19 protein-coding genes and 1 tRNA gene are annotated in these 20,024 nt (G+C 62.6%); 7 read left to right on the top strand and 13 right to left on the bottom strand.

Going from position 1 to position 20,024, the window contains the following annotated elements; all coding sequences use genetic code 11:
• Positions 1 to 38: 38 nt before the first annotated feature.
• The gene (locus QHG62_RS13045) at positions 39 to 1,295 is read right to left on the bottom strand and encodes an HlyD family efflux transporter periplasmic adaptor subunit (RefSeq protein WP_281151249.1); all 1,257 of its coding nucleotides are present in this window, start codon (positions 1,293 to 1,295) and stop codon (positions 39 to 41) included.
• 848 nt (positions 1,296 to 2,143) lie between these two features.
• Between QHG62_RS13045 and QHG62_RS13040 the strand changes: the two genes are divergently transcribed.
• On the top strand, positions 2,144 to 2,548 hold the full coding sequence (locus QHG62_RS13040; RefSeq protein WP_281151248.1) for a hypothetical protein: 405 nt from the start codon (positions 2,144 to 2,146) through the stop codon (positions 2,546 to 2,548).
• A gap of 30 nt (positions 2,549 to 2,578) precedes the next feature.
• Here QHG62_RS13040 and QHG62_RS13035 read toward each other — a convergent pair whose 3' ends face one another.
• From QHG62_RS13035 to QHG62_RS13015, 5 genes are all read right to left on the bottom strand, one after another.
• The gene (locus QHG62_RS13035; protein WP_281151247.1) at positions 2,579 to 3,340 is read right to left on the bottom strand and encodes an enoyl-CoA hydratase; all 762 of its coding nucleotides are present in this window, start codon (positions 3,338 to 3,340) and stop codon (positions 2,579 to 2,581) included.
• On the bottom strand, positions 3,337 to 4,518 hold the full coding sequence (locus QHG62_RS13030) for a CaiB/BaiF CoA transferase family protein (RefSeq protein WP_281151246.1): 1,182 nt from the start codon (positions 4,516 to 4,518) through the stop codon (positions 3,337 to 3,339). Before QHG62_RS13030 ends, QHG62_RS13035 begins: the two co-directional genes overlap by 4 nt.
• Before the next feature lie 4 nt (positions 4,519 to 4,522).
• Positions 4,523 to 5,497, bottom strand: coding sequence for a Bug family tripartite tricarboxylate transporter substrate binding protein (locus tag QHG62_RS13025; RefSeq protein WP_281151617.1), 975 nt, complete (start codon positions 5,495 to 5,497; stop codon positions 4,523 to 4,525).
• Positions 5,498 to 5,632: 135 nt separating this feature from the next.
• A complete protein-coding gene (locus tag QHG62_RS13020) occupies positions 5,633 to 6,526 on the bottom strand; it encodes a LysR family transcriptional regulator (protein ID WP_281151245.1) in 894 nt (297 codons plus the stop codon).
• 216 nt (positions 6,527 to 6,742) lie between these two features.
• On the bottom strand, positions 6,743 to 7,924 hold the full coding sequence (locus QHG62_RS13015) for an alpha/beta fold hydrolase (RefSeq protein WP_281151243.1): 1,182 nt from the start codon (positions 7,922 to 7,924) through the stop codon (positions 6,743 to 6,745).
• A gap of 234 nt (positions 7,925 to 8,158) precedes the next feature.
• On the opposite strand from QHG62_RS13015, the gene QHG62_RS13010 reads away from it, so the two are divergent.
• Both QHG62_RS13010 and QHG62_RS13005 read left to right on the top strand, forming a co-directional pair.
• Positions 8,159 to 9,223: a sensor histidine kinase gene (locus QHG62_RS13010; protein ID WP_281151242.1), complete on the top strand. Its 1,065-nt coding sequence runs from the start codon at positions 8,159 to 8,161 to the stop codon at positions 9,221 to 9,223.
• Positions 9,220 to 10,014 carry a LytR/AlgR family response regulator transcription factor gene (locus tag QHG62_RS13005; RefSeq protein WP_281151241.1) on the top strand — a complete coding sequence of 265 codons (795 nt, stop codon included), beginning with the start codon at positions 9,220 to 9,222 and terminating at the stop codon, positions 10,012 to 10,014. Before QHG62_RS13010 ends, QHG62_RS13005 begins: the two co-directional genes overlap by 4 nt.
• A 255-nt stretch (positions 10,015 to 10,269) precedes the next feature.
• Here QHG62_RS13005 and QHG62_RS13000 read toward each other — a convergent pair whose 3' ends face one another.
• Positions 10,270 to 10,617: a DUF2958 domain-containing protein gene (locus tag QHG62_RS13000; RefSeq protein ID WP_281151240.1), complete on the bottom strand. Its 348-nt coding sequence runs from the start codon at positions 10,615 to 10,617 to the stop codon at positions 10,270 to 10,272.
• Positions 10,618 to 10,696: 79 nt separating this feature from the next.
• Here QHG62_RS13000 and QHG62_RS12995 point away from each other — a divergent pair, with 79 nt between their 5' ends.
• Both QHG62_RS12995 and QHG62_RS12990 read left to right on the top strand, forming a co-directional pair.
• Positions 10,697 to 11,125 (top strand): helix-turn-helix domain-containing protein, encoded by a 429-nt coding sequence (locus QHG62_RS12995; RefSeq protein WP_348638690.1) that lies wholly within the window; start codon positions 10,697 to 10,699, stop codon positions 11,123 to 11,125.
• Between the two features lie 451 nt (positions 11,126 to 11,576).
• Positions 11,577 to 13,445 carry an ATP-dependent nuclease gene (locus QHG62_RS12990; RefSeq protein WP_281151238.1) on the top strand — a complete coding sequence of 623 codons (1,869 nt, stop codon included), beginning with the start codon at positions 11,577 to 11,579 and terminating at the stop codon, positions 13,443 to 13,445.
• 205 nt (positions 13,446 to 13,650) lie between these two features.
• Here QHG62_RS12990 and QHG62_RS12985 read toward each other — a convergent pair.
• From QHG62_RS12985 to QHG62_RS12960, 6 genes are all read right to left on the bottom strand, one after another.
• Positions 13,651 to 13,738: transfer RNA gene (locus QHG62_RS12985), tRNA-Ser, on the bottom strand.
• Positions 13,739 to 13,770: 32 nt separating this feature from the next.
• Complete coding sequence (gene hemW, locus QHG62_RS12980; RefSeq protein ID WP_281151237.1) at positions 13,771 to 15,030, bottom strand: radical SAM family heme chaperone HemW; 1,260 nt, start codon at positions 15,028 to 15,030, stop codon at positions 13,771 to 13,773.
• A 25-nt stretch (positions 15,031 to 15,055) separates the two neighbouring features.
• Complete coding sequence (locus QHG62_RS12975) at positions 15,056 to 15,655, bottom strand: non-canonical purine NTP pyrophosphatase (RefSeq protein ID WP_281151236.1); 600 nt, start codon at positions 15,653 to 15,655, stop codon at positions 15,056 to 15,058.
• Positions 15,656 to 15,667: 12 nt separating this feature from the next.
• Positions 15,668 to 16,399, bottom strand: a complete 732-nt coding sequence (rph, locus tag QHG62_RS12970; protein WP_281151235.1) for a ribonuclease PH — start codon at positions 16,397 to 16,399, stop codon at positions 15,668 to 15,670.
• A gap of 62 nt (positions 16,400 to 16,461) precedes the next feature.
• Positions 16,462 to 17,367: a PP2C family protein-serine/threonine phosphatase gene (locus QHG62_RS12965; RefSeq protein ID WP_281151232.1), complete on the bottom strand. Its 906-nt coding sequence runs from the start codon at positions 17,365 to 17,367 to the stop codon at positions 16,462 to 16,464.
• Positions 17,364 to 18,371, bottom strand: coding sequence for a serine/threonine protein kinase (locus tag QHG62_RS12960; RefSeq protein ID WP_126747017.1), 1,008 nt, complete (start codon positions 18,369 to 18,371; stop codon positions 17,364 to 17,366). The genes QHG62_RS12965 and QHG62_RS12960 overlap by 4 nt, the downstream gene beginning before the upstream one ends.
• Positions 18,372 to 18,462: 91 nt before the next feature.
• Here QHG62_RS12960 and QHG62_RS12955 point away from each other — a divergent pair, with 91 nt between their 5' ends.
• A complete protein-coding gene (locus tag QHG62_RS12955) occupies positions 18,463 to 19,377 on the top strand; it encodes a YicC/YloC family endoribonuclease (protein ID WP_281151230.1) in 915 nt (304 codons plus the stop codon).
• 8 nt (positions 19,378 to 19,385) lie between these two features.
• Positions 19,386 to 20,006, top strand: coding sequence for a guanylate kinase (gmk, locus tag QHG62_RS12950; RefSeq protein ID WP_015867099.1), 621 nt, complete (start codon positions 19,386 to 19,388; stop codon positions 20,004 to 20,006).
• The last annotated feature ends 18 nt before the right edge of the window (positions 20,007 to 20,024 follow it).

Here is a 20,024-nt window from a genome sequence, read left to right as displayed (position 1 = left end):
CTTGTTCCGGCTGCCGGGCGGTGCATTTCTGCCTGCGCTCAAGATCTTTGAAGGCTGGCCGTCACCACCTTGCCCGGCGCGCACATGTTGCTGCCACCGTCCGCCGGTGCGGCCGGTGCCTCTTTGCTTTCGATGCGTGCCACGGCGTAGATGGAGCCCTGCTCCGCATACGGGAACGGCACGCTGTAGGTGCTTTGCAGCTCTTCCGAAGCCACCGGCAGCAACTGCTCTACCCGTGCCGGCATCGCCTTGGAGTTTTCGCCGATCTTCACGTCGAGCATCGAACCGATGCCCAGCCGCTTGGCTACCCGCGCCGGAAACACCGCCACCACGCCGAGCCGGCTGCAGTCGGTAACCCGCACCAGCGATGCGCCCGCCGTCACGTAGGCACCCTCAGGCGCCAGCACCGAGTGAACCTGCCCCGCCTGCGTGGCCTTGATCTCGTACGAAGACAGCTTTTCGACCCGGCGGCGCTCTTCGTCTTCGAGCTGGATCACCTGCTTGAGCTGCTGGAGAATGGCCGCGCCGTCCTGCTGGGCCCGGCCCACGCTGTTGCGCAGCGCCTCGCGCCGGCTGGCCAGCGTCTGGAACAGGTTGTTGCCGCTGGTGCCCACAAAGGCGCCCTGCCCCGCGCTTGCCACCGTTTGGGCTTGCCCGGCAAAGGTCTGCTCGGCCACCGCGGCCGTGGCACGCGCCGTGTTCAGCTGCGCCACGGATGCGTTCATGACCTGCTCGCTGATTGCGCCCTCCGCCAGCAAGGCCTGGTTGGTCTTGACCTTGTTTTCCTGCTCTTCGACCATGCTGTGCGCCGCATCGCGCTGGCGCCCCGCAACCTGCCAGGCCTCCCAGGCTTGGGCCACCGAGGCCTGGCGGTGAACGTTGGCCTCCTGGCCGACGGACTTCATCTCCTGGTTGTCGGCCTTGAACTGGTTGCCCAGCTGCGCCAACTGGCTTTGCAGCGCCAGGTGCTGCGAACGCAGCGTGGTGAGAATTTCCTGGCTGACCGTCGGGTTGCGCACCGTGGCCACCACCGTGCCGGGCTCCACCGTGTCACGCGAATGCACCACCATTTGCGTGACCACGCCATTGATGGGCGACGTGATCAACGCCACCGGCGCCTGCAACACCGCGCGGGTGGCCTGCGAAGACAGCAGCGGCTGCACCAGCGTTGCGACCATGAGCCACAGCACAAAAGCCAGCAGCACATAGCCCGCCAGCTTGGGCACAAAGGCGCCCGATTGGCGGCGCTGGCCGCCGGGCAAGAAAACCAATGAAGGCAGTTTCGACACACGCATACCCCACCTCTTTGATGCGAAGGCGTGCGCCGAAAAAAGCCGGCGCAACATCCATGAATGAAAGGGACTTGCCTGCAACGCAACGAAGCCGAAGCCACGTGTGAGGGGGCTGGGTCCGGATTGCTGCAGTGCAATAAGAAGGTACGGCGAAAGGCGATTTACCACTGCTTCGGTACGCAACAAGATGTGCGAACTTCACATTGCTCCCGCTCGTCTGGTCGGGCAAAGCTCCTACAGGGCTGCCGCGCCTGGCAGGGTTGACAACGAAAGACCTCATGCGGCATGCACTGGCCGCGCGCCTTCAAACCGCCCAATGAAGACGCGGGCGACGGGCTCGATCGAGCCCCGGCCCCGAAAGTTTGGCGCTCCACATCGCGAAACCGGCCCGCGGGCAGGCGGAACATATCCGGTAACCAACCTGAGCGAAGCTGACGGTTTTCGACAACGCCTGAAACGATTGGGCGTGGCAAAGCCCCTACACCGGTGCATTTACAACGGTGATACCTGCGACACAAGGCAATACATGCGGTGTTGCGTACGGCGCCATAGTGCTTTTCCGCGATTTGCAGTGCCCAGAGCCGGGCAGCAGCAAATTGCCACCCCCACGCACTTCGGCCGTTTACCGAGGCGCAACCGGAGCACAGGTCGTGTCAATGCAGCCCATGCGCACCGCCCTGGCCGAGCCGCCCTGTGGAAAGAGCACGCCTTTCAGGCCCGCCTGCGCCGCTGATGCGGCACTGATGAGTAGTTCTTTTTGGTTAATGCGCTGTAACGCCATTGAATACCTTTGGCCTCATCGCGCTGCCAATAACAAATGACGTTGCCGGCAACGTCAAAAGGGGCATGCCATGTCCATCACGCGCCTAGCCATTCGCACGCTTGTTTGCGTTGCTGCCGTGCCCGCCATTTCAGACGAGCCCCCTGGGCCGCGAGACCGCCTGTACCTCAGCAAAGCCGAGATCGAGAGCACCTTGATCGGCAAGCCCATCGTCTCGAGCAATCTTGCGAGCGGCATGATCTCTCGCTGGCAGTTTTATGCCGACGGCCGCGTCGACTTTGTCAACCGAAGCGGCCCCGGCCGCGCCTCAGGCAAATGGTTTCTGAACCCCGACGGCGCCATGTGCGTGACCATGGTTGCCCGAACCGGCTGCCGCTACTGGTTCAAGTACGAGAAGGACGGCGCCATTGCAAACGCCAACACCAGGGAGCCCACCGCGCCCACGGTGGCTGAGATACGGTTCGAGCAGCCGTGAAACCACCAGGGCACGCCTGCCCTGCGCTACCTAGGCACGGCCGATGAAAGCGGCCACCCCGTCGCGAAACGCCTGGCTGCCATACACCTCCTCGATCAGGTCATCGTCGTCCAGCCGCTGCTCGACGACGATGCGGCGGATGCTCTCCTTCACGGCCTTGTGCGTGACCGGCGACAGTGCCATGAGCCGCCCTGTCAGCGCAAGGGCCGCGGCGTCCAGTTCGCCCGGCGTGCAGGCCGCATGCACATAGCCGCAGGCCAGCGCTTCCTGCGCCGTCAGGTGGTCGGCCAGCAGCAGCATGCGCTTGACGCGCGGCACGCCCAGCGCGGCCTGCAGCCGCGCGATGTTGCGCGACGACAAGGTGTTGGACAGCGTCTTGGCAATCGGTGCGCCGAAGCGCGATGCGTCGCTGCAGACCCGGAAATCACAGGCCGTGGCCAGGGCCAACCCGCCGCCCACGGCCCAGCCGTCGACCACCGCCACGGTGGGTACGGCAATGCGCTCGACCGCATCGATGACGCGCTCCACAAAGGCCTCGTAGGCAATGCCGTCGCGGCCGCCCTGGAAATCCTTGAAATGGCCAATGTCCGTGCCCGAGATGAATGACTTGCCGCCCGCCCCCTTGAACAGCACGCTGCGCACCGCCGGGTTGCGCACGCACGCGCCGATGTGCTCCAGCAGCGCCTCGTACATCTGCAGCGTCATCGCGTTGTGGCGTTCGGGGCGATTAATCACGATCTCGGCCACGCCCGATGCATGGACTGCCAGCCGCACGCATTCGGCTGAACTCACAAGGCCTCCGCTGCGCCGGCTGGCGCGTTGATCTCGGCCAGGATTTCCTCGTTGTGTTCGCCCAGCAATGGCGGGTGCCGGCGCACCTGCTGCGGCGTGCCCAGCAGCTTGACGGGAAAGCCGATGTTCTTGACCTTGCCTTCGATCGGATGGTCGATCTCCATGCACATGCGGCGGTGCGTGCCGTGCTCGCCCTCGAAAGCCTCCGGATACGACAGGATGGGCCCGGCGGGGATGCCGGCGGCCAGCATGGCGTCGATCCAATCGGCGCTGTCCCGCTGGCCGAACTCCCGTTCGAGCGCCTCGATCAGCGCCTCGCGGTTCTTCAGCCGCAGCGACACGCTGGCATAGTCCGCGTGCTCGGCGAGGTCTGGCCGCTCCAGCAGTTCGCACAGCCGGGTCCAGAGCTTCTGGTTGGTCGCGCCCATCACAAAGTAGCCGTCGCGCGCCTTCACCGCCTGGTAGGGCGCGCTCATCTTGTTGCTGGTGCCCAGCGGTGTCGGCTGCTTGCCCGTGCCCCAGTACTCCGACATGTCCCAGACCGAGAAAGCCATGGCCGCGTCGAACAGCGAAGCGTCGATGTGCTGGCCCACCCCCGACTTCTGCGCGCCGATGTAGGCCGCAAGCAGTGCGTAGGTCGCAAACAGCGCACAGCCGATGTCGGCCACCGGCACGCCGGCCTTCACCGGCTTCTCGCCGGGGTAGCCGGTCACGCTCATCACGCCGGACATGGCCTGCGCCATCAGGTCGAAGCCCGGCCGCTCGGCCCAGGGGCCGCTCTGGCCGAAGCCCGAGATGCTGACGTACACGATCTTCGGGTGGATCTTCTTGATCGACTCGTAATCGATGCCCAGGCGCTGCACCGCGCCGGGGCGGTAGTTTTCGACGATCACGTCGGCGGTTTGCGCCAGCTTGTAGAACGATGCGCGGTCTTCCTCGTTCTTGAGGTCCAGCGTCAGCGAGCGCTTGTTGCGGTTCATGTTCAAGAAGCCCATGCTGTCAGGCCCCTTCATCTTGAAGCCCATGGCGCCGCGGGTCTGGTCGCCGCCCGGCGGCTCGACCTTGATCACGTCGGCGCCCAGGTCGGCCAGCAGCATGCAGGCGAACGGCCCGGCCATGACCTGGCTCACGTCCAGCACCCGAATGCCCTGCAGCGGCAGTTGTCGCGCTTGGTTCATTTTTTCAGCCCTCCTCGGTGACCTTGGCGGTGCGCACCACATCGCCCCATTTCTTGAACTCGGCAGCCATGAAGGCCGCGAACTTGTCGACGGAACCGCCGCCGTCCTCCACGCCATAGCCGTCGAAGCGCGCAACCACATCCGGCAGCGCCAGCACCTTGTTGATGTCGGCATTGATCTGCACGGCCAGGTCCCTGGACATGTCCTTGGGGCCGACCACGCCATACCAGCTGGAGACGTCGAAGCCCTTGAAGCCCTGCTCGTCCATGGTCGGCATTTCCGGAAAGCCCTTGGCCCGCTGCAGGCGCGTCTGCACGATGCCCGTCATGCGCTTGGCCTTGACCTGGGCCGTGGCCGCCGTCATCGTGTCGAAGCTGTAGTCGATCTGCCCGCCGATCAGGTCCGTCTGCATCGGGCCCGACCCCTTGTAGGGCACGTGGATGCTCTTGACGTCGGCGGCCATGTTGAACATGGCCGCCGCCAGGTGCTGCACCGACCCCGTGCCGGATGAGCCGAAGCTGATCTTGCCCGGGCTCTTTTTGCACTGCTCGACCACCTCCTTGATGGAGCCGGTGGAATTCTTCGCGCTGGTTACCAGGATGTGCGGCGTGGCGCCGACCATGGCAATGGGCGCGAAGTCTTTCAGCGGGTCGTAGGTGATGCTCTTGAAGATGTGCGGCGAAATGGCATGCGTGTTGACATGGGCCATCAGCAGGTTCACGCCTTCGGTAAACCGGGTTCGCGCAAAAAAGTCGGCGGCCAGTGCGCCGGTGGCGCCGGGCTTGTTCTCGACCACCACCGAACGGCCCCACAGCTCCGATAGCTTCTGCCCCACGATGCGCGCAAACACATCGGTGCCGCCGCCGGGCGCCCAGCCCACGTAGATCTTGACGATGCCCTTGGGCAGCTCTGTGGCCGAAAGGGCCCAGGGCGCGGCCAGCGCGCCGGCGCTGGCCGCAATGAAGTCTCGGCGTTTCATCATGTCGTGCGTCCTTTGTCTCTGTCGTAGTAGTGCCGCTACTCTCCCGTGGCGCAGAGGACGTCGCAAGAATGTGAAAGGCATGCCTGGCTTCGCAATCCGCGAAGCCGCAGCCGCAGGAGGGCCGCTTTCTTTCTAGGCTTTGCTGCCGATCAGCTGGTCCACCACGTTGCGCAGCGTCTGCTCCTGCGCATGGCCTTCCACGCAAGACAGCACATAGGCGCGGTGATGCCAGTCGCCCTGGATTTCGGCCGAGCCCAAATCGTCTTCGGGGTGAAAGCTGCGCAGCACCTCGGGCGGCATCAGGCCCACACCCAGGCCATGGCGCACCAGTGCCAGCATGGTGTCGAAACCGCTGGTCGAGAAGTTGTTGGGGAACGATCGGCCTCGGCTGCGGTAAGCCCCCTCCAAGGCGGACAAGATCGCCGAGCCCTTGCCAAGGCTCACGATCGGCAGGTCCAGAAAGTCGTCGATGCCCACCGGCCCTTCCGCCGCAAACTGGAAATGCCTGCGGCTGTAAACGAGCACCAGCCTATCCTGCCGGTAGTCGAACTTCGGCAGGTCGAGGAACCCGCTCTTCTTCTCATAGATGCCGACGTCGATCACCTTGTCGCGCAGCAACTGCTGCACGATCTTGCTGTTCTCTTCCATGATCTTCAGCGTGATCTGCGGGTAGGCGTCGCGCAGGCGGGCGATGTCCTTCGCAAGAAACTGGATGATGGCCGCCTTGGGCGCGCCGATGAGGATGCGCCCATCCTGGCCGCGGCCCAGCACCTGGGCATCGCCCTCGAGCCGGCCGATGAGGTTGTCGATCTGCCGGATGTGCGCCATCAGCCGGCTGCCGGCCTCGGTAATCAACACGCCGTGGGGCACCCGCTTGAACAGCTTGGCGCCCAGTTGCGCCTCCAGGTCCGTCACGCGCTTGGAGGCGGCGGCCACCGCCAGGCTCAGCTTGTCGGCAGCCCGCGAGATGCTGCCTTCCTCGGCAATGCAAAGAACGAGTTGGACGGTGGTGGAGTCGAGCTTCATGGGGTGGGGTGGTCAGGGCGCGGCGGGGCAATGCCGGGCATTGTGATGAAGCCGGCAACGGCAGAAAGGCCCCACGCGCGTCTCAACGGTTAGTTATGAGCGATATGTAATACCAAATGTGTACAACTTTTCGCCGCAACACCCTCCAAACCGCCCCTCACAGAGGGGGAGCTCTCCACCACTGCGGTGGATAAGACGGTGGAAAAGCCTGAGCGCCTACTTTGCAAGGAATGACGCAATCGCCGGCCCCGCCTGGCCGACTGTGGCGCCCAGTGCATCGGCATGACCGTTGGGACTGTTCAACTCGACATACTCTGCCGGGGTGCCTTGCGCCTTGAGGGTCTCCACTGCCCGTTTGGACAGGAGCGGTGGAAAGATCTGATCGGAGCTGATGCCCACGAACAGCGACTTGGCCTTGATGCGGTCTGGTTTGGCGGTGGGCAACTGCAAGGCCTTCAGCGTGTACAGCCAGCTGTTGGCATCCATGCCCTTGGCGCGCGCTTCGCCGATCTTCTCCAGGGTGGCATCGACCGCAAACTGGTTTGCCGTCGCATCGCCCGGGTTCTTGCCCGGGTCGGCCCACTTCTGACCGAATGCCTTGTCGGCCCAGGCAAAGCTGAGGGCGTCGAGCGTGACCTGCCGCATGGCCTGCGTCATGCCGGCCAGCGGCTCGGCCTTGCCGTGGTAGTCGCCGTTGGCCCAGTTCGGGTCCAGCCTCACGGCGGCGCCCCACGAGCTCATCTTGGCGATGGCGTAGGCCGGGCTGTCGACGCCAGGCCCCACGACGGACAACAGGCGCTGCACGCGGTCCGGGTAGGCCGAGGCCCATTCCACCGACATCCAGGCCCCAGCCGAAGCGCCAGCCACGGCGTAGAGGGTTCGAACGCCCAATGAATCGAGCAGCGCCTTCTGCACCTCTACCGTGTCCCGCGCGGCCAGCACCGGAAAGCGCATGCCATACGGTTTGCCCGTGGCGGCGTCGATGCTGGCCGGGCCGGTACTAATGACGGTGGCCGACGCGCGATTGGGGTTGGCCAATGCGTCGGTCGCGACGACGAAGAACCGCTCGGTGTCGATCGGCAGGCCGGCGCCGATGATCGTGTCCCAGTAACCCGGCGCGGCGTCGCCCGCCGCATACCGGCCGGCCGCGTGCGATGTACCGGTGATGAAGTGATTGATGAGGATCACGTTGTCTCGCGCAGCATTCAGGCGGCCATAGGTTTCGTAGCCGATGCGCACTCCCTTGATGACCTGGCCGTTCACGGTTGTGTAGGCGGGCAGGTTGAACACCTGCTTTTCAACGATGCCGTCGAAGGCCTGCGCGTTCGTGGTGACGATGGCTGCACAGACTGCGGCCGCGGCGCAAAGCAGCGTGTTTGAAAGAGAAGATCGTTGCATGGGAACTCCCGAGTGGTGAGGCCCGCACTGTCGGCCGCCGCTGCCACGGGCGCATCTGGTTTGGCGCCCAAACGCCCGGTTGAGGGCGCCAACGGTCATAAGGCGGCATCGAGCGGTTGCCGTTCGGTCCCCCAAAACGACGGCTCGAGGACAAACTCGCCTCAAGGGCCCCTCGATCGGTGGCGGCACGGCGTGCCAGCCTTTACAGTTCCGCGATGCAGCCGACTTTCGCCCGTGACCAGCGTTGATTCATTGATTCCGGCCCGCTGGCTTGGCGCGGCGCGGCTGACGGCCGGCTCATTCTTGCTGTGCGCGGTGGCGGCCGGGCTGCTCTTCTGGGCCGCTCCCGCACTTGGGACGCTGGCTCGCCTGTTCGTCTTCGTCGAATGTGTCGGCATGGTGTTCATCGCGTGCATCGCGGTGCTTGGCCGCTCGAAACGGTTGCTGCGAATGCAGGCGTTGCCCCGTTGGCTTCTCACCGGCGCAATTGCCATTCCGGCGGGGTACTTCGGTGGGCACCTGATGGCGCTCCTGATCCTGGGCGAGCCGATTAGCCGCGTCGTGGGTCATGAAAGCGACTACATGGTGGCTTTCGCATTCGGCCTGGTGCTGGCGGCGTTCGTCCTTTACGCCGCCGCGGCGCGTGACCAGCTTGCCAAAGAGGCGATCGCGCGATCGGATGCCCAACGCCTTGCCACTGAATCGGAACTGCGGCTGCTGCGTGCGCAGCTCGAGCCCCATATGTTGTTCAACACGCTGGCAAATCTGCGCTCGCTCGTCGACGAGGACCCGCGGCAGGCCCAGCGCATGATCGACCAGCTGATCGTTTATCTGCGCAGCACGCATGCAGCGTCGCGCGACGAAGTGACGACGCTGCAGTCGGAGTTTGCCCAGTTGAGGGCATACCTCGAAATCATGTGCCTGCGCATGGGCCCCAGGCTGGCCTATAGCCTCGACTTGCCCGCCGAACTGGAGCAAATCGCCATTCCGCCGATGCTGTTGCAGCCGCTGGTCGAGAACGCCATCAAGCACGGCCTGGAACCGAAGCTGGGCGCAGGGAGCATCGAAGTGCTGGCACGGTCGGTCGCGGAAGGCATTGAAGTCACGGTGGACGATTCCGGCCTGGGCTTGCCGCAGCAACAGCCCGCTTGGAGCGGCGACGATGCGGGTGAGGTTTGCGGCTCCGGACTGGCGAATGTGCGTGACCGCCTCCAAGCCCTATACGGCTCGCAAGCATCTTTGACTCTGCAAGCCCGAGCGCCATGCGGCGTTCGCGCGGTCGTGAGGATTCCATCGTGAACGCGTTGCGCGCCGTGATTGCCGAAGATGAACCGGTGCTGTCGAGAACGCTGCAGCGGTTGTTGTTCGAAGCCTGGCCCGAGCTGAAGATTGCAGGCGTTGCCGAAGACGGGCTGAAGGCGATCGAACTGGCCCAGACCCTGGCGCCCGACGTGATGTTCCTGGACATCAAGATGCCGGGCAAAACGGGCCTGGAAGTCGCTGAGGCCGTCGCTGACGAGTGGCCTGACGGCAAGGCCGAACCGCTCTTCGTCTTCATTACCGCGTATGACAATTTTGCGATCTCGGCATTCGAGCACGCGGCAATGGACTACATGCTCAAGCCGGCGACGCTCGAGCGCTTGCAGGTCTGCGTGCAACGGCTGAAGCAAAGATTGCATGAGCGCGCCCGGACACCGCCTGCCGGCGGCATGGCGGCGCTGATGCAGCGCGTTCAGTCGATCACGGATGCGGCCGACGCGCCTGAGAAGATCAAGGTCATTCGGGCCGGCGTGGGCAACACCGTGCGCATGATCCCCGTCTCGGAGGTGATCTGCCTGGAAGCCGCCGAGAAGTACGTGAATGTTGTCACGGCCCAAGGCGAGGCGCTGGTGCGCATGAGCCTGCGCGATCTGGTGTCGCGGATCGACGCTGCCGATTTCACGCAGGTGCATCGCGGCGTGCTCGTCAACACCCACTGCATCTTGAGCGCCACCCGCGACGAGAACGGGCGCTACAGCCTGTGCGTGCGCGGCCTCCAGCGATCGCTCAAGGTCAGCCGTGCATTCGGGCACCTGTTCCGCGCCATGTAGCGGCAGCAGGACTGGCCCCGAAGTGGCCCATGGCAAGACGGCGAGTATCACTTCACGGAACTCTCGCACGGACTTCACGTTGACTTCGCCCACAGCACGCACACTGCCTTCCGACAGCGGCCGGCGCCGGTAGAGGCAAGGGAACAAAGATCCGCTCAGGGAAAAAACGCCTCGATGCCGACCGCTGTCACCTTTCAAGATTCGAGCAAGCCCTGTGGCCGCGCGGCGCCACGTGCGGAGGGCACAAAGGCTCAGTCAGTCGACGATGCGCCCGGCGCGCCGCGCCAACCGCGCGTATTCGCTCAACGGCTTGTTTGCCTTCCAGTACAGGTCGCGCTCGATGCCCAGCGTGCCGCCCAGCAGCCGGATCGACATCAGCCCCCGCGCGGAAACATGGCCCGGCGCGGGCGTGCCCATGCCGAGGTCGCACAGGCCATAGGCGGTGTCTGCGTCGTCGGGGTTCAGTTCAGTGATGAGCCACCTGGCAGCGCCGCGCGGGTTGAGCCACTTGACCACCGGATGCGGATCGAAGCGAGGGTTGCTGCGCGACGCCCTGCCGTTGGCGAGCAATACCTGGCGCAACTCGGGGGTGATGAGTTTCAAGAAAGGGCCTTCAAAGTCGCTGCCTGACGAACTCGGACAGTGATCTCTTGAGCATGTCTTAAAGAACACATTTTTGTGTATGTGTCGTTTAAGACGTTTCCTTGACATGCACATTTCTTCACGCTCGACAGCGATGAAAAATGCCAGTCGAAGAGCCACTCCCCCGCCAGCACCCGCTACCGGAACCTTGCCCAATGAGATAACGCTGGCGCTAGGGGCGAACCTGAAGAAGCTGAGACTTGCCGCTGGTAAGACCCAAGTGGCCCTGGCCTACGACGCGGAAGTTGAGCGGTCTCGGATCTCCAAACTTGAAGGCGGTCACATCAATCCCTCGGTGATGACGCTGGCAACCCTCTGCTACAGCTTGGGGACGACGTTGCCTGTGCTTTTCGAAGGGATCGTTACTACGAATGCGCCGACGTCTGAAGGAGGTTCGCTACGCAGGAAAAATCAGGCGGTGCTAAACAAGCCCACAGCGCTTACGAAGAGGCACGCACGCAGAAGTTGAGCTGCCAGGGGTTCTGACGGAGAGTGAAAACGACATTTCCGTTATGACAGCCACCTAACTTAACGATGCCACCGGAAATACCATGATCACGCGCCGGCCGCGCTCGTGAGTCGTTCGGGAGCCCTTCATGCCACCCCGCAACTACTGGATTCGTAGAACGTCGTGTAGCAGCTGAGTCCACACGATCAGAGGCTGCCGATAGATCTTTGTCACCCCACGCTTCCGCTTCTCTTAACCGCTTCGAAGCGCGGGAAAGCCCCTCGTTCGCGAGTTGAAAATTCGTAAGAAAATGTTCTTGCTGCCGCGCTTCGTGGCTCTTCCCAGCCTTGAAAGAGCTATGCCGGAACCGACAAATTCGATAATTATTGCCTCACTAGAGTTCGGGAACCCGGCATTCAGAAAACTGGGCGAAATAGTCGCGTAGGTTGAAGAATGACAGATTGGAGATTCAATGTCTTTCCCGCTAACTGTTAATGCTTCCATTCAACTTGAAAGTCAATTAATAACTAGATCCGTCACGCTACACAGCGGATTAACGGTAGTTTTAGGCCCAAATGGTTCGGGCAAAACCCATCTAATGCGAGGCCTGAAAGATGCGCTAGTGCAGCATTGCGCGGGCAAGCGAGCGCGATTTTTGTCTGCGGGTCGAGTTGGCTTATTCGAGCAGTTTCGCTCCGATTACGACGGTTATAGAGGCAACAGCCCTCTTTACCAGCAGGCGAACTACGGAAGCTTGCAAGATACCGCCCGTCGACACAACTACGAGACATTGCAAGGGGACTTTCAAACCCTTGCAGTTCGCCCCGACATTCTCATAAAAATCAGGGAGCGTCTTCGCAAGCTTTTTTCGCGAGATATTGCAATTCTTTGGGATGGGGGCAGCTTAAAAATTGAATTCTCGAGAACCGTCGCGAACTCCTCTTCGTACTCGTCTGCCAGAGAAGCCTCTGGATTACTTCATTTAGCCGGACTTTTGACGGCACTTTACGACGATGAGGTTGGAGCAGTGCTGATCGATGAACCTGAAGTTTCCTTGCACCCGCAGTTGCAGGCCTTCTTGTTGAAAGAAATACTTGGGGTCGCAGGAGAGCCCGCTGCGTCAACCAATAAAAAATTAGTAGTTATCGGAACCCATTCGACTGAGTTTTTGCGCATTGACTCACCGAATGACATCTCGCGACTTGTTTTTTGTTATGATCTGAATCAAGAACCCATTCAGGTCCGCGCTGACGCTGAAGAATTAAAAAGCACAAAACTTGCTGCTCTGATAGCAAGAATGGGTCAAGAACATAAGCTCGCTTTTTTCGCCAAATCTCCGTTACTCGTTGAAGGGCCGTCTGATTCGATTATCTGCGGCGGTCTTGCGAACAAACTTGAAATTCATATTGAGGCCGGCGGCTCGCAACTCCTCCCAGTCATTGGCAAAGGTCAGTTCCCCATCGTAGTTAAGCTCCTGCGCATGACAGGCAAAACGCCGTTGGTGTTAGCTGATGCCGACGGCATTGCTGATGGAGTAGAACTCGCAAACACATTTCTAACAAGCGACGATGCGAACACTCGTGCCGCCCACGCGGGCAGTGGGAGTGCAATTGAGCTTTGCAGATCAGTTTACAGTGCGTTCTGCGATTTGGTCCAAGACCACTGGCCAGATATTGCCCCGCATGCAGAACGTCATCTTTATTGGATTTCACGCGATTTATCTGACGCTAGCTCGCCTCAAGCGAAACGCAGGGCGGCGTTTGCGACACTATTCACACTCGCAGAAGTCGAACTGGCTGGTATAAGTACGCAACACAGGTGGGATACGGTCAAACGCAGGTTTGATTTTCTATTGGATCTTTTGGAATCCCAAGGTTGCTTTTTTCTTCGCCGAGGTACGATCGAGTCGTACTATGAGAATTTGGCCTCAAACTTGATTGCAGACAAGCCTGCTTCGGCGGCGGCTGAAGCGGCTCAGTTTGTAAACGCCTCCACCGTCCTGCTTGAAAGACGCTATGCCGATGTAGTTCGTTGTCTTCGTATCGCGGCTAGAGCTGAACGTATTGTCGAAGCTGAATCTCTTCAGGATGCTTTACTGGCCGTAGCTGCACCTGCACTAGCCCGAGTGAAGAGTGGTGCTCCATCCGATTCCTTGAACGCTCTTGCGAAAAGCATGGTCGGCGATATGTCGAAATTGTTTGATCTCACCATTGCTGACGACAAGCTCCGAGTCACGCTCAAGAGTCAAATTTTGAATGTCTCGGGGTTTCCCTTGGACATTGCGCCTGATGATGATGTTATTAAACTCGTCGCGCGAGCGTTAAAGCTAAATCAAGAATAAATGCCACTCAAAGTCGCACTGCGCGCAGTCGAATCGAGTCGGGACGGAATTTCTGCTTGCGAGCGATGAGCAACGAGTCAATCTGGCGGCAGCCGTGCTGCTGCAGAAGACCCCTGCCCTGCCCCGAGGTCGAAAACAGTCGAGATGCGGCTTCCGACTCGATGCTCGGTTCCGGGACTTCTTGATACTTGCTCAGACCGATCTCTGGCGGAGAGTGTGAGATTCGAACTCACGGACGCTTTCACGTCGGCAGTTTTCAAGACTGCTGGTTTAAACCACTCACCCAACTCTCCGGAACCGTCGATTTTATGCTGACGCTGGCCCTTCAATCCTCGGGCAAGAAAAGCGTCTGCAGGTCACTCAAAAAATCCAGCCCGCGTTCGGTGGGCCACACGCGGTGCAGGTCGCGGGCGATGAGGCCCTTGCGCTCGGCTTCTTGCAGGCCTTTTTGAATGCTGGTCATGGCAAGGCCGGTGCGCTCGCTGAACTGGGGCAGCGTAAAGCCTTCTTTCAGGCGCAGCGCATTGATCATGAACTCGAACGGCAGGTCGGCCAGCGCAACCTCGTCGCTTTGCGACACGGCCATGCCGGCACTGGCGTTTTGCATGTACAGGCGCGGCTCCCGGTAGCGCACCTGGCGCACGATGCGGTGCGCAAAGCTCAGCTTGCTGTGGGCGCCGGCGCCAATGCCAAGGTAGTCGCCAAACTGCCAGTAGTTGAGGTTGTGCGCGCAGGTGTGGCCGCTGCGCGCATAGGCAGAAACCTCGTAGCGCGCCATGCCGCTGGCGGCGGTGCGCTCGGTGATGCGGTCGAGCATGGCGTAGGCCAAATCGTCTTCCGGCAAGGCGGGCGGAAACTTGGCGAACCAGGTGTTGGGCTCGATGGTGAGGTGGTACACCGAGATGTGCGGCGGCGCGAGCGCCAGCGCCTGGCTCAGGTCGGCGTCCAGGCCCTCGATGGTCTGGCCCGGCAAGGCGTACATCAGGTCGAGGTTGAAGGTGTCGAACGCGCTGGCGGCCTCTTCCACGGCGGCAATGGCCTGGGCGCGGTCGTGCACGCGGCCAAGGGCTTTCAGGTGCTCGTCGTTAAAGCTTTGCACGCCCACTGAAAGGCGGGTTACGCCAGCGCTGCGGTAGGCGCGAAAGCGGTTGCGCTCGAAGGTGCCGGGGTTGGCCTCAAGCGTTATTTCGCACTCGGGCGCAAGCTTGAGGCGGGCGCGCACGTCGCCCAGCAGGCGGTCTATGGCCTGGGGTGAAAAGAGGCTGGGCGTTCCGCCACCGATAAAAATGGTGTGGACTGTGCGGCCCCAAATCAGGGGCAGCGCGGCGTCCAGGTCGGCAATCAGCGCATCGAGGTACGCCGCTTCAGGAATGCCTTCGGCCTCGGCCTCGCTGGTGGCGCGCCACTCGTGCGAGTTGAAGTCGCAGTAAGGGCACTTGCGCAGGCACCACGGCAAATGAATGTAGAGCGACAGGGGCGGCAGCGCGGCCAGTTGCAGCGGGCCGGGGCGCATCCAGTGCAGCACGTCGTTGGCCTGCGGGGCGCCCGCGGCCTGCGCCGGCTGAATGGGAAACACGGTGGCCATTGGGGTCAGTCAGTCAGCCACTCGCTCAGAACCAGCGTTCGCGCATTAGGGCGAGCATGGCCTTTGCCGCCTGGCCGCGGTGGCTGTTGGCGTTTTTTACCTCGGGCGGCAGCTGGGCAAAGGTCTTGCCAAAGCTGGGCAGGTACATGACGGGGTCGAACCCGAAGCCGTTGTCGCCAATGGGCGCCTGGGTAATTTCACCGACGACGCGGCCTACGGCGATGAGGGGCTCGGGGTCGTCGTGGCCGCGCAGCGCAACCAGGGTGCTGACGAGCGCGGCGCGGCGGTTGGCCACGCCGTTCAGCTGCTCGAGCAGGGCCTTCACGTTGTTGGCGTCGCCCTTGGCGTAGCCGAACTGGGTGGCATAAAACGCGGTGTCGACGCCGGGCAGGCCGCCGAAGGCATCAACGCACAGGCCGGCGTCGTCTGCAATGGCGGGCAGGCCGGTGGCGGCGCTGGCATGGCGCGCCTTGGCCAGGGCGTTTTCTACAAAGGTGCGAAACGGCTCTTCGGCCTCGCCCACGCCCAGTGCCGATTGCGGCACAAGCGTGACCGACAGCTCCGCAAACAGCTGCTGCAGCTCGGCCAGCTTGCCGGCGTTGTTAGATGCCAAGACCAGTTGCATTGCCGCCATTGCTTATTTAGCGAGCAAAACCTGCTGCTGCATGACGATGAGTTCGCCAATGCCCTTTTCGGCCAGGCCGAGCAGGATGTTCATCTCGTCGCGTGAAAACGCCGCGCCTTCGGCGGTGCCCTGCACTTCGACAAAATGGCCGGCGCCGGTCATCACCACGTTCATGTCGGTGTCGCAGGCGGAGTCTTCGGTGTATTCCAGGTCGAGCAGCGGCATGCCGCCGACGATGCCGACAGAAATGGCGGCCACGTGGCCCCGGATGGGCGTTGCGGGGATGGTGCCGGCGGCCAGCAGCTTGTTGACGGCGTCTTGCGCGGCAACAAAGGCGCCGGTAATGGCGGCGGTGCGGGTGCCGCCGTCGGCCTGCAGCACGTCGCAGTCGAGGTGAATGGTGCGCTCGCCCAGGGCGGCCAGGTCGAACACGGCGCGCATCGAGCGGCCGATAAGGCGCTGAATTTCTTGCGTGCGGCCGGTTTGCTTGCCCTTGGCGGCTTCGCGGCTGCTGCGGGTGTGGGTGGCGCGGGGCAGCATGCCGTATTCGGCGGTAACCCAGCCTTCGCCGCTGCCCTTCTTGTGCGGGGGCACGCGCTCTTCGACCGAGGCGGTGCACAGCACGCGGGTTTGGCCGAATTCGATGAGCACCGAGCCTTCAGCATGAATGGTGAAGCCGCGGGTCATGCGAACGGGGCGCAGCTGGTCGGCGGCACGGCCGCCGCTTCGTGTGAAAGCAGTCATTTTTTTGAGGTATGTAAGAAACAAAAGCGGAGGCAGCTCCGCAAGCCGAAGCAGCCGTGGAATCAAATTTTCTTGGCTGCAGAACGGCGAATGGCTTCGTTGATTTCGGCAATGGAGCGCTCGATGGCGTCTTCGTCCATGTCGTCGATCTCGCCGTCGGAGGGCATGCCGGCCTGGATGGTGGAGGCAAACACGCCGTCGTCGATGGTTTCGGTCGAAACGCCGCGGTCTTCACGCGTGGAGTCGGACATTTCCCATTCGAGCGCAATGAGCGTCACGTTGTCGCTGTGGGCGCCGCCCTTGCGAAGCGCCATTTCAGCCAGGTCTGGCGCGGCATCGGACACGGGCTTGTCGGAAGACAGGGTGTGCACGATGACGGCGTCGTCGAGCACGCCCCACACACCGTCGGAGCACAGCATGATGCGGTCGCCGCGCTGCAGTTGCAGCGGGGCAGAAATATCGAACAGCGGCGTGGTCGGCGAGCCCAGGCAGGTGAGCAGCAGGTTGCGGTTGACGGGCATGTCGGAGCCGTGGGGGCGCGGGCGCTCGGCATGCGAATGGTCGCGCGTGCGGGTGAGCAGGCGGCCGTCGCGCACCACATAAAGGCGCGAGTCGCCGCAATGCATCCAGGTGGCGGTGGTGCCCTGCAGCAGGGCGGCAACCACGGTGGTGCGAGGCGTGTCGAGCATGGCCTTGTTGCTGGCGTAGCGCATGATCTGCTGGTGCGCCGCCATGGCCGATTCCGCCAGGAAGGCCTTCACGTCCTTGACGGTTGGGCGGGCTTCGCGCTGGTAAAGCGCCGCAATGGTCTGCAATGCGAGCTGGGCCGCAACCTCGCCCTCGGGGTGGCCGCCCATGCCGTCAGCCAGCACAAACAGGCCGGACTCCCGCGTGTAGCAATAGCCCATGCGGTCTTCGTTCTTGAGGCGGCCGCCTTTGCGGCTGACCTGGAATACCGAGAATTTCATGCCGGACGGGTGGTAGGTGCCGCGGCCCTGGGCAGGGCCTTCTTGTCGAAGGAGCGGATGTTGTCGAATGAAAGCCGCACCTTCTCGCCCACGGTGAGCTTGGTGTAGCGCCGCTCGCCTTCGCGGCTGAGTTCTTTTTGCAGCGCAAAGACGGACTGCGGGCGGGAAAGCGGGTCGAGCGACATGCACCATTCAACCACTTCGATGAGGTTGTCGGAGTACACGCCGCGCAGGCGCGACAGCGACAGGCTGAGCCGGTCTTTCTCGATGCGGCGCGGCGCGTCGTTGGGCGGGTAGCCCTGCATGCAGGCGTAGATGCAGGCGCCAATGGCGTAGATGTCGGTCCAGGGGCCCATGGACGAGTCGCGCCGGTACATCTCGGGGGCGGCAAAGCCGGGGGTGTACATGGGGCGGATGAAGATGCCCTCTTTGCTGAGCACTTCGCGCGCGGCACCAAAGTCGATCAGCACGGCGCGGTCTTCGTCGGTAACAAAGATGTTGGCGGGCTTGATGTCCAGGTGGAGCATCTTGTACTGGTGCACGATGCGAAGGCCGCGCAGAATTTCATCGAAGAGCGACCGGATGGTCGATTCGCGGAAGACCTTGGGCCGTTTCAGGTCGCGCGCGGTCACCACAAAGTCCTGCAGGGTGGCACCCTCCAGGTAGTTCATGACCATGTAGACGGTTTCGTTCTCTCTAAAGAAGTTGAGAACGCTGACCACCGAGGCATGCGAGATTTGCGCGAGCGAGCGGCCTTCTTCGAAAAAGCTCTTCAGGCCGAGCCGGTAGAGGGAGAGCTTTTCGGGCGCGACCTCGGGCGTGAGCTCGCCGGGACCGCGGGTTGCCAGCGAGGAAGGCAGGTATTCCTTGATGGCAACCTGCTGTCCGCTGGGGTCGATGGCGAGATAGACGACGCCAAACCCGCCTGCTGAAAGCCGGCGAACGATGCGGTAACCGCCAATGACCGTATCGGGCAGCAGGGGCGAAGGCTTGACCTTTGACATAATCCGGGAGTTTCGCCCGAAGGCGATGGTGCGGCAAGCGAACGCCATGCCGACGCCTCGGTGCATACAGCAAAAACCACAGTGAGGCGCAATGCCAGTTTACAGCATGACCGGCTATGCCAGTGGCCAGAACGGCCCCGTTGGCAGCCACTCCGAAGCCGAAGCACGGCCTACCGCCGCAGGCCGGCTCGGGGTCGAAATACGCTCGGTCAACAGCCGCTTTCTCGACCTCACCTTCAAACTGCCGGAAGAACTGCGCCAGCATGAAACCGCGCTGCGCGAGCTGCTTACGGGCAAGCTGAAGCGCGGCAAGGTCGAAGTGCGGGCCGCCATCGAAAACACGGCCCAGGGCGGCATTGCCGAGCCCTCGGTCAAGCTGCTGCAGCGGCTGAACGGCGTGCAAGACGGCATCAAGGCCTGGCTGCCGGGCGCCCGCGAACTGAGCGTGGCCGACGTATTGCGGCTGGCCGGCGGCGACGGCACCACCCGCGGCGACTGGGGCAGCGACCTGCTCGACGTGGCCGGCAAGGCGCTGGACGCGCTCATGTCCGCCCGCCAGCGCGAAGGCGCGCGGCTGGCCAAGATGCTGGAAGCCCATCTGGTCCAGCTGCGTACGCTGGTCGAACAGGCCGGCCCGCTGATTCCGCAACTGGTCGAGCAGCAGCGCGCGCGCTTCCTGGAGCGTTGGCAAGAGGCCATGGGCTTGACGGGCGGCACCCTGCCCGAAGCGGCGCAAGACCGGGCGCTGAACGAGGCCACGGCTTTTGCGATTCGCATCGACGTGGCGGAAGAGCTCACGCGCCTCAATTCGCACCTGGACGAGATCGAGCGGCTGCTCAAGAAGGGCGGCGAAATCGGCAAGCGGCTGGACTTCTTGATTCAGGAACTGCACCGCGAGGCCAATACACTGGGCTCCAAGTCCGCAGCGCTGGAGCTCACCCGCATTGGCGTGGACATGAAGGTGCTGATCGAGCAGATGCGCGAACAGGTACAAAACATCGAATGAGCGAGCGAATGGACTATCCGGGCAACATTTTTGTGGTGGCGGCACCCAGCGGTGCCGGCAAATCGAGCCTGGTCAAAGCGCTCATGGAGCTGGACACGGCCGTTCAGCCCTCGGTTTCGCACACCACGCGGCCACCGCGCGGGCAAGAAAAGCACGGCCGGGAGTACTTTTTTACGTCGCCGTCGGAGTTCGACGCCATGATTGCCGCAGACGGCTTTGTGGAGTGGGCCCATGTGCACGGGCACCGGTACGGCACCTCGAAAAAGGCCATTGAAGAGCGGATTGCCCAGGGGGCGGACGTCATTCTGGAAATCGACTTTCAGGGCGCGATCCAGATCCGCAAGACCTTTGCCAACGCGGTCATGATTTTCATCCTGCCGCCAAGCTGGGAAGAACTGCGCTCCCGGCTGGAACGGCGCGGCGAAGACAGCGCCGCCGTCATCGAGCTGCGGCTCAAGAATGCCGCCGAAGAGATGGCCCGGGCGGGGGAATTCGACTTCGTTATAATCAACGAGTTATTTGAGCGCGCGCTTTTCGATCTCAAGGCGATCGTCCACGCTCAGCGGCTTCGGTACTCTGCACAACGCCGCGCACGTGCCGACACATTTGCCGCACTGAACATCCCCTGATTTTCCCGCTCACCGACC

The sequence above is a fragment of the Variovorax paradoxus genome (assembly GCF_029919115.1).
Classification (GTDB): domain Bacteria; phylum Pseudomonadota; class Gammaproteobacteria; order Burkholderiales; family Burkholderiaceae_C; genus Variovorax; species Variovorax paradoxus_O.
The sequence above is the reverse complement of the archived record's forward strand: the minus strand, read 5'-3'. Positions and strand labels throughout refer to the sequence as shown.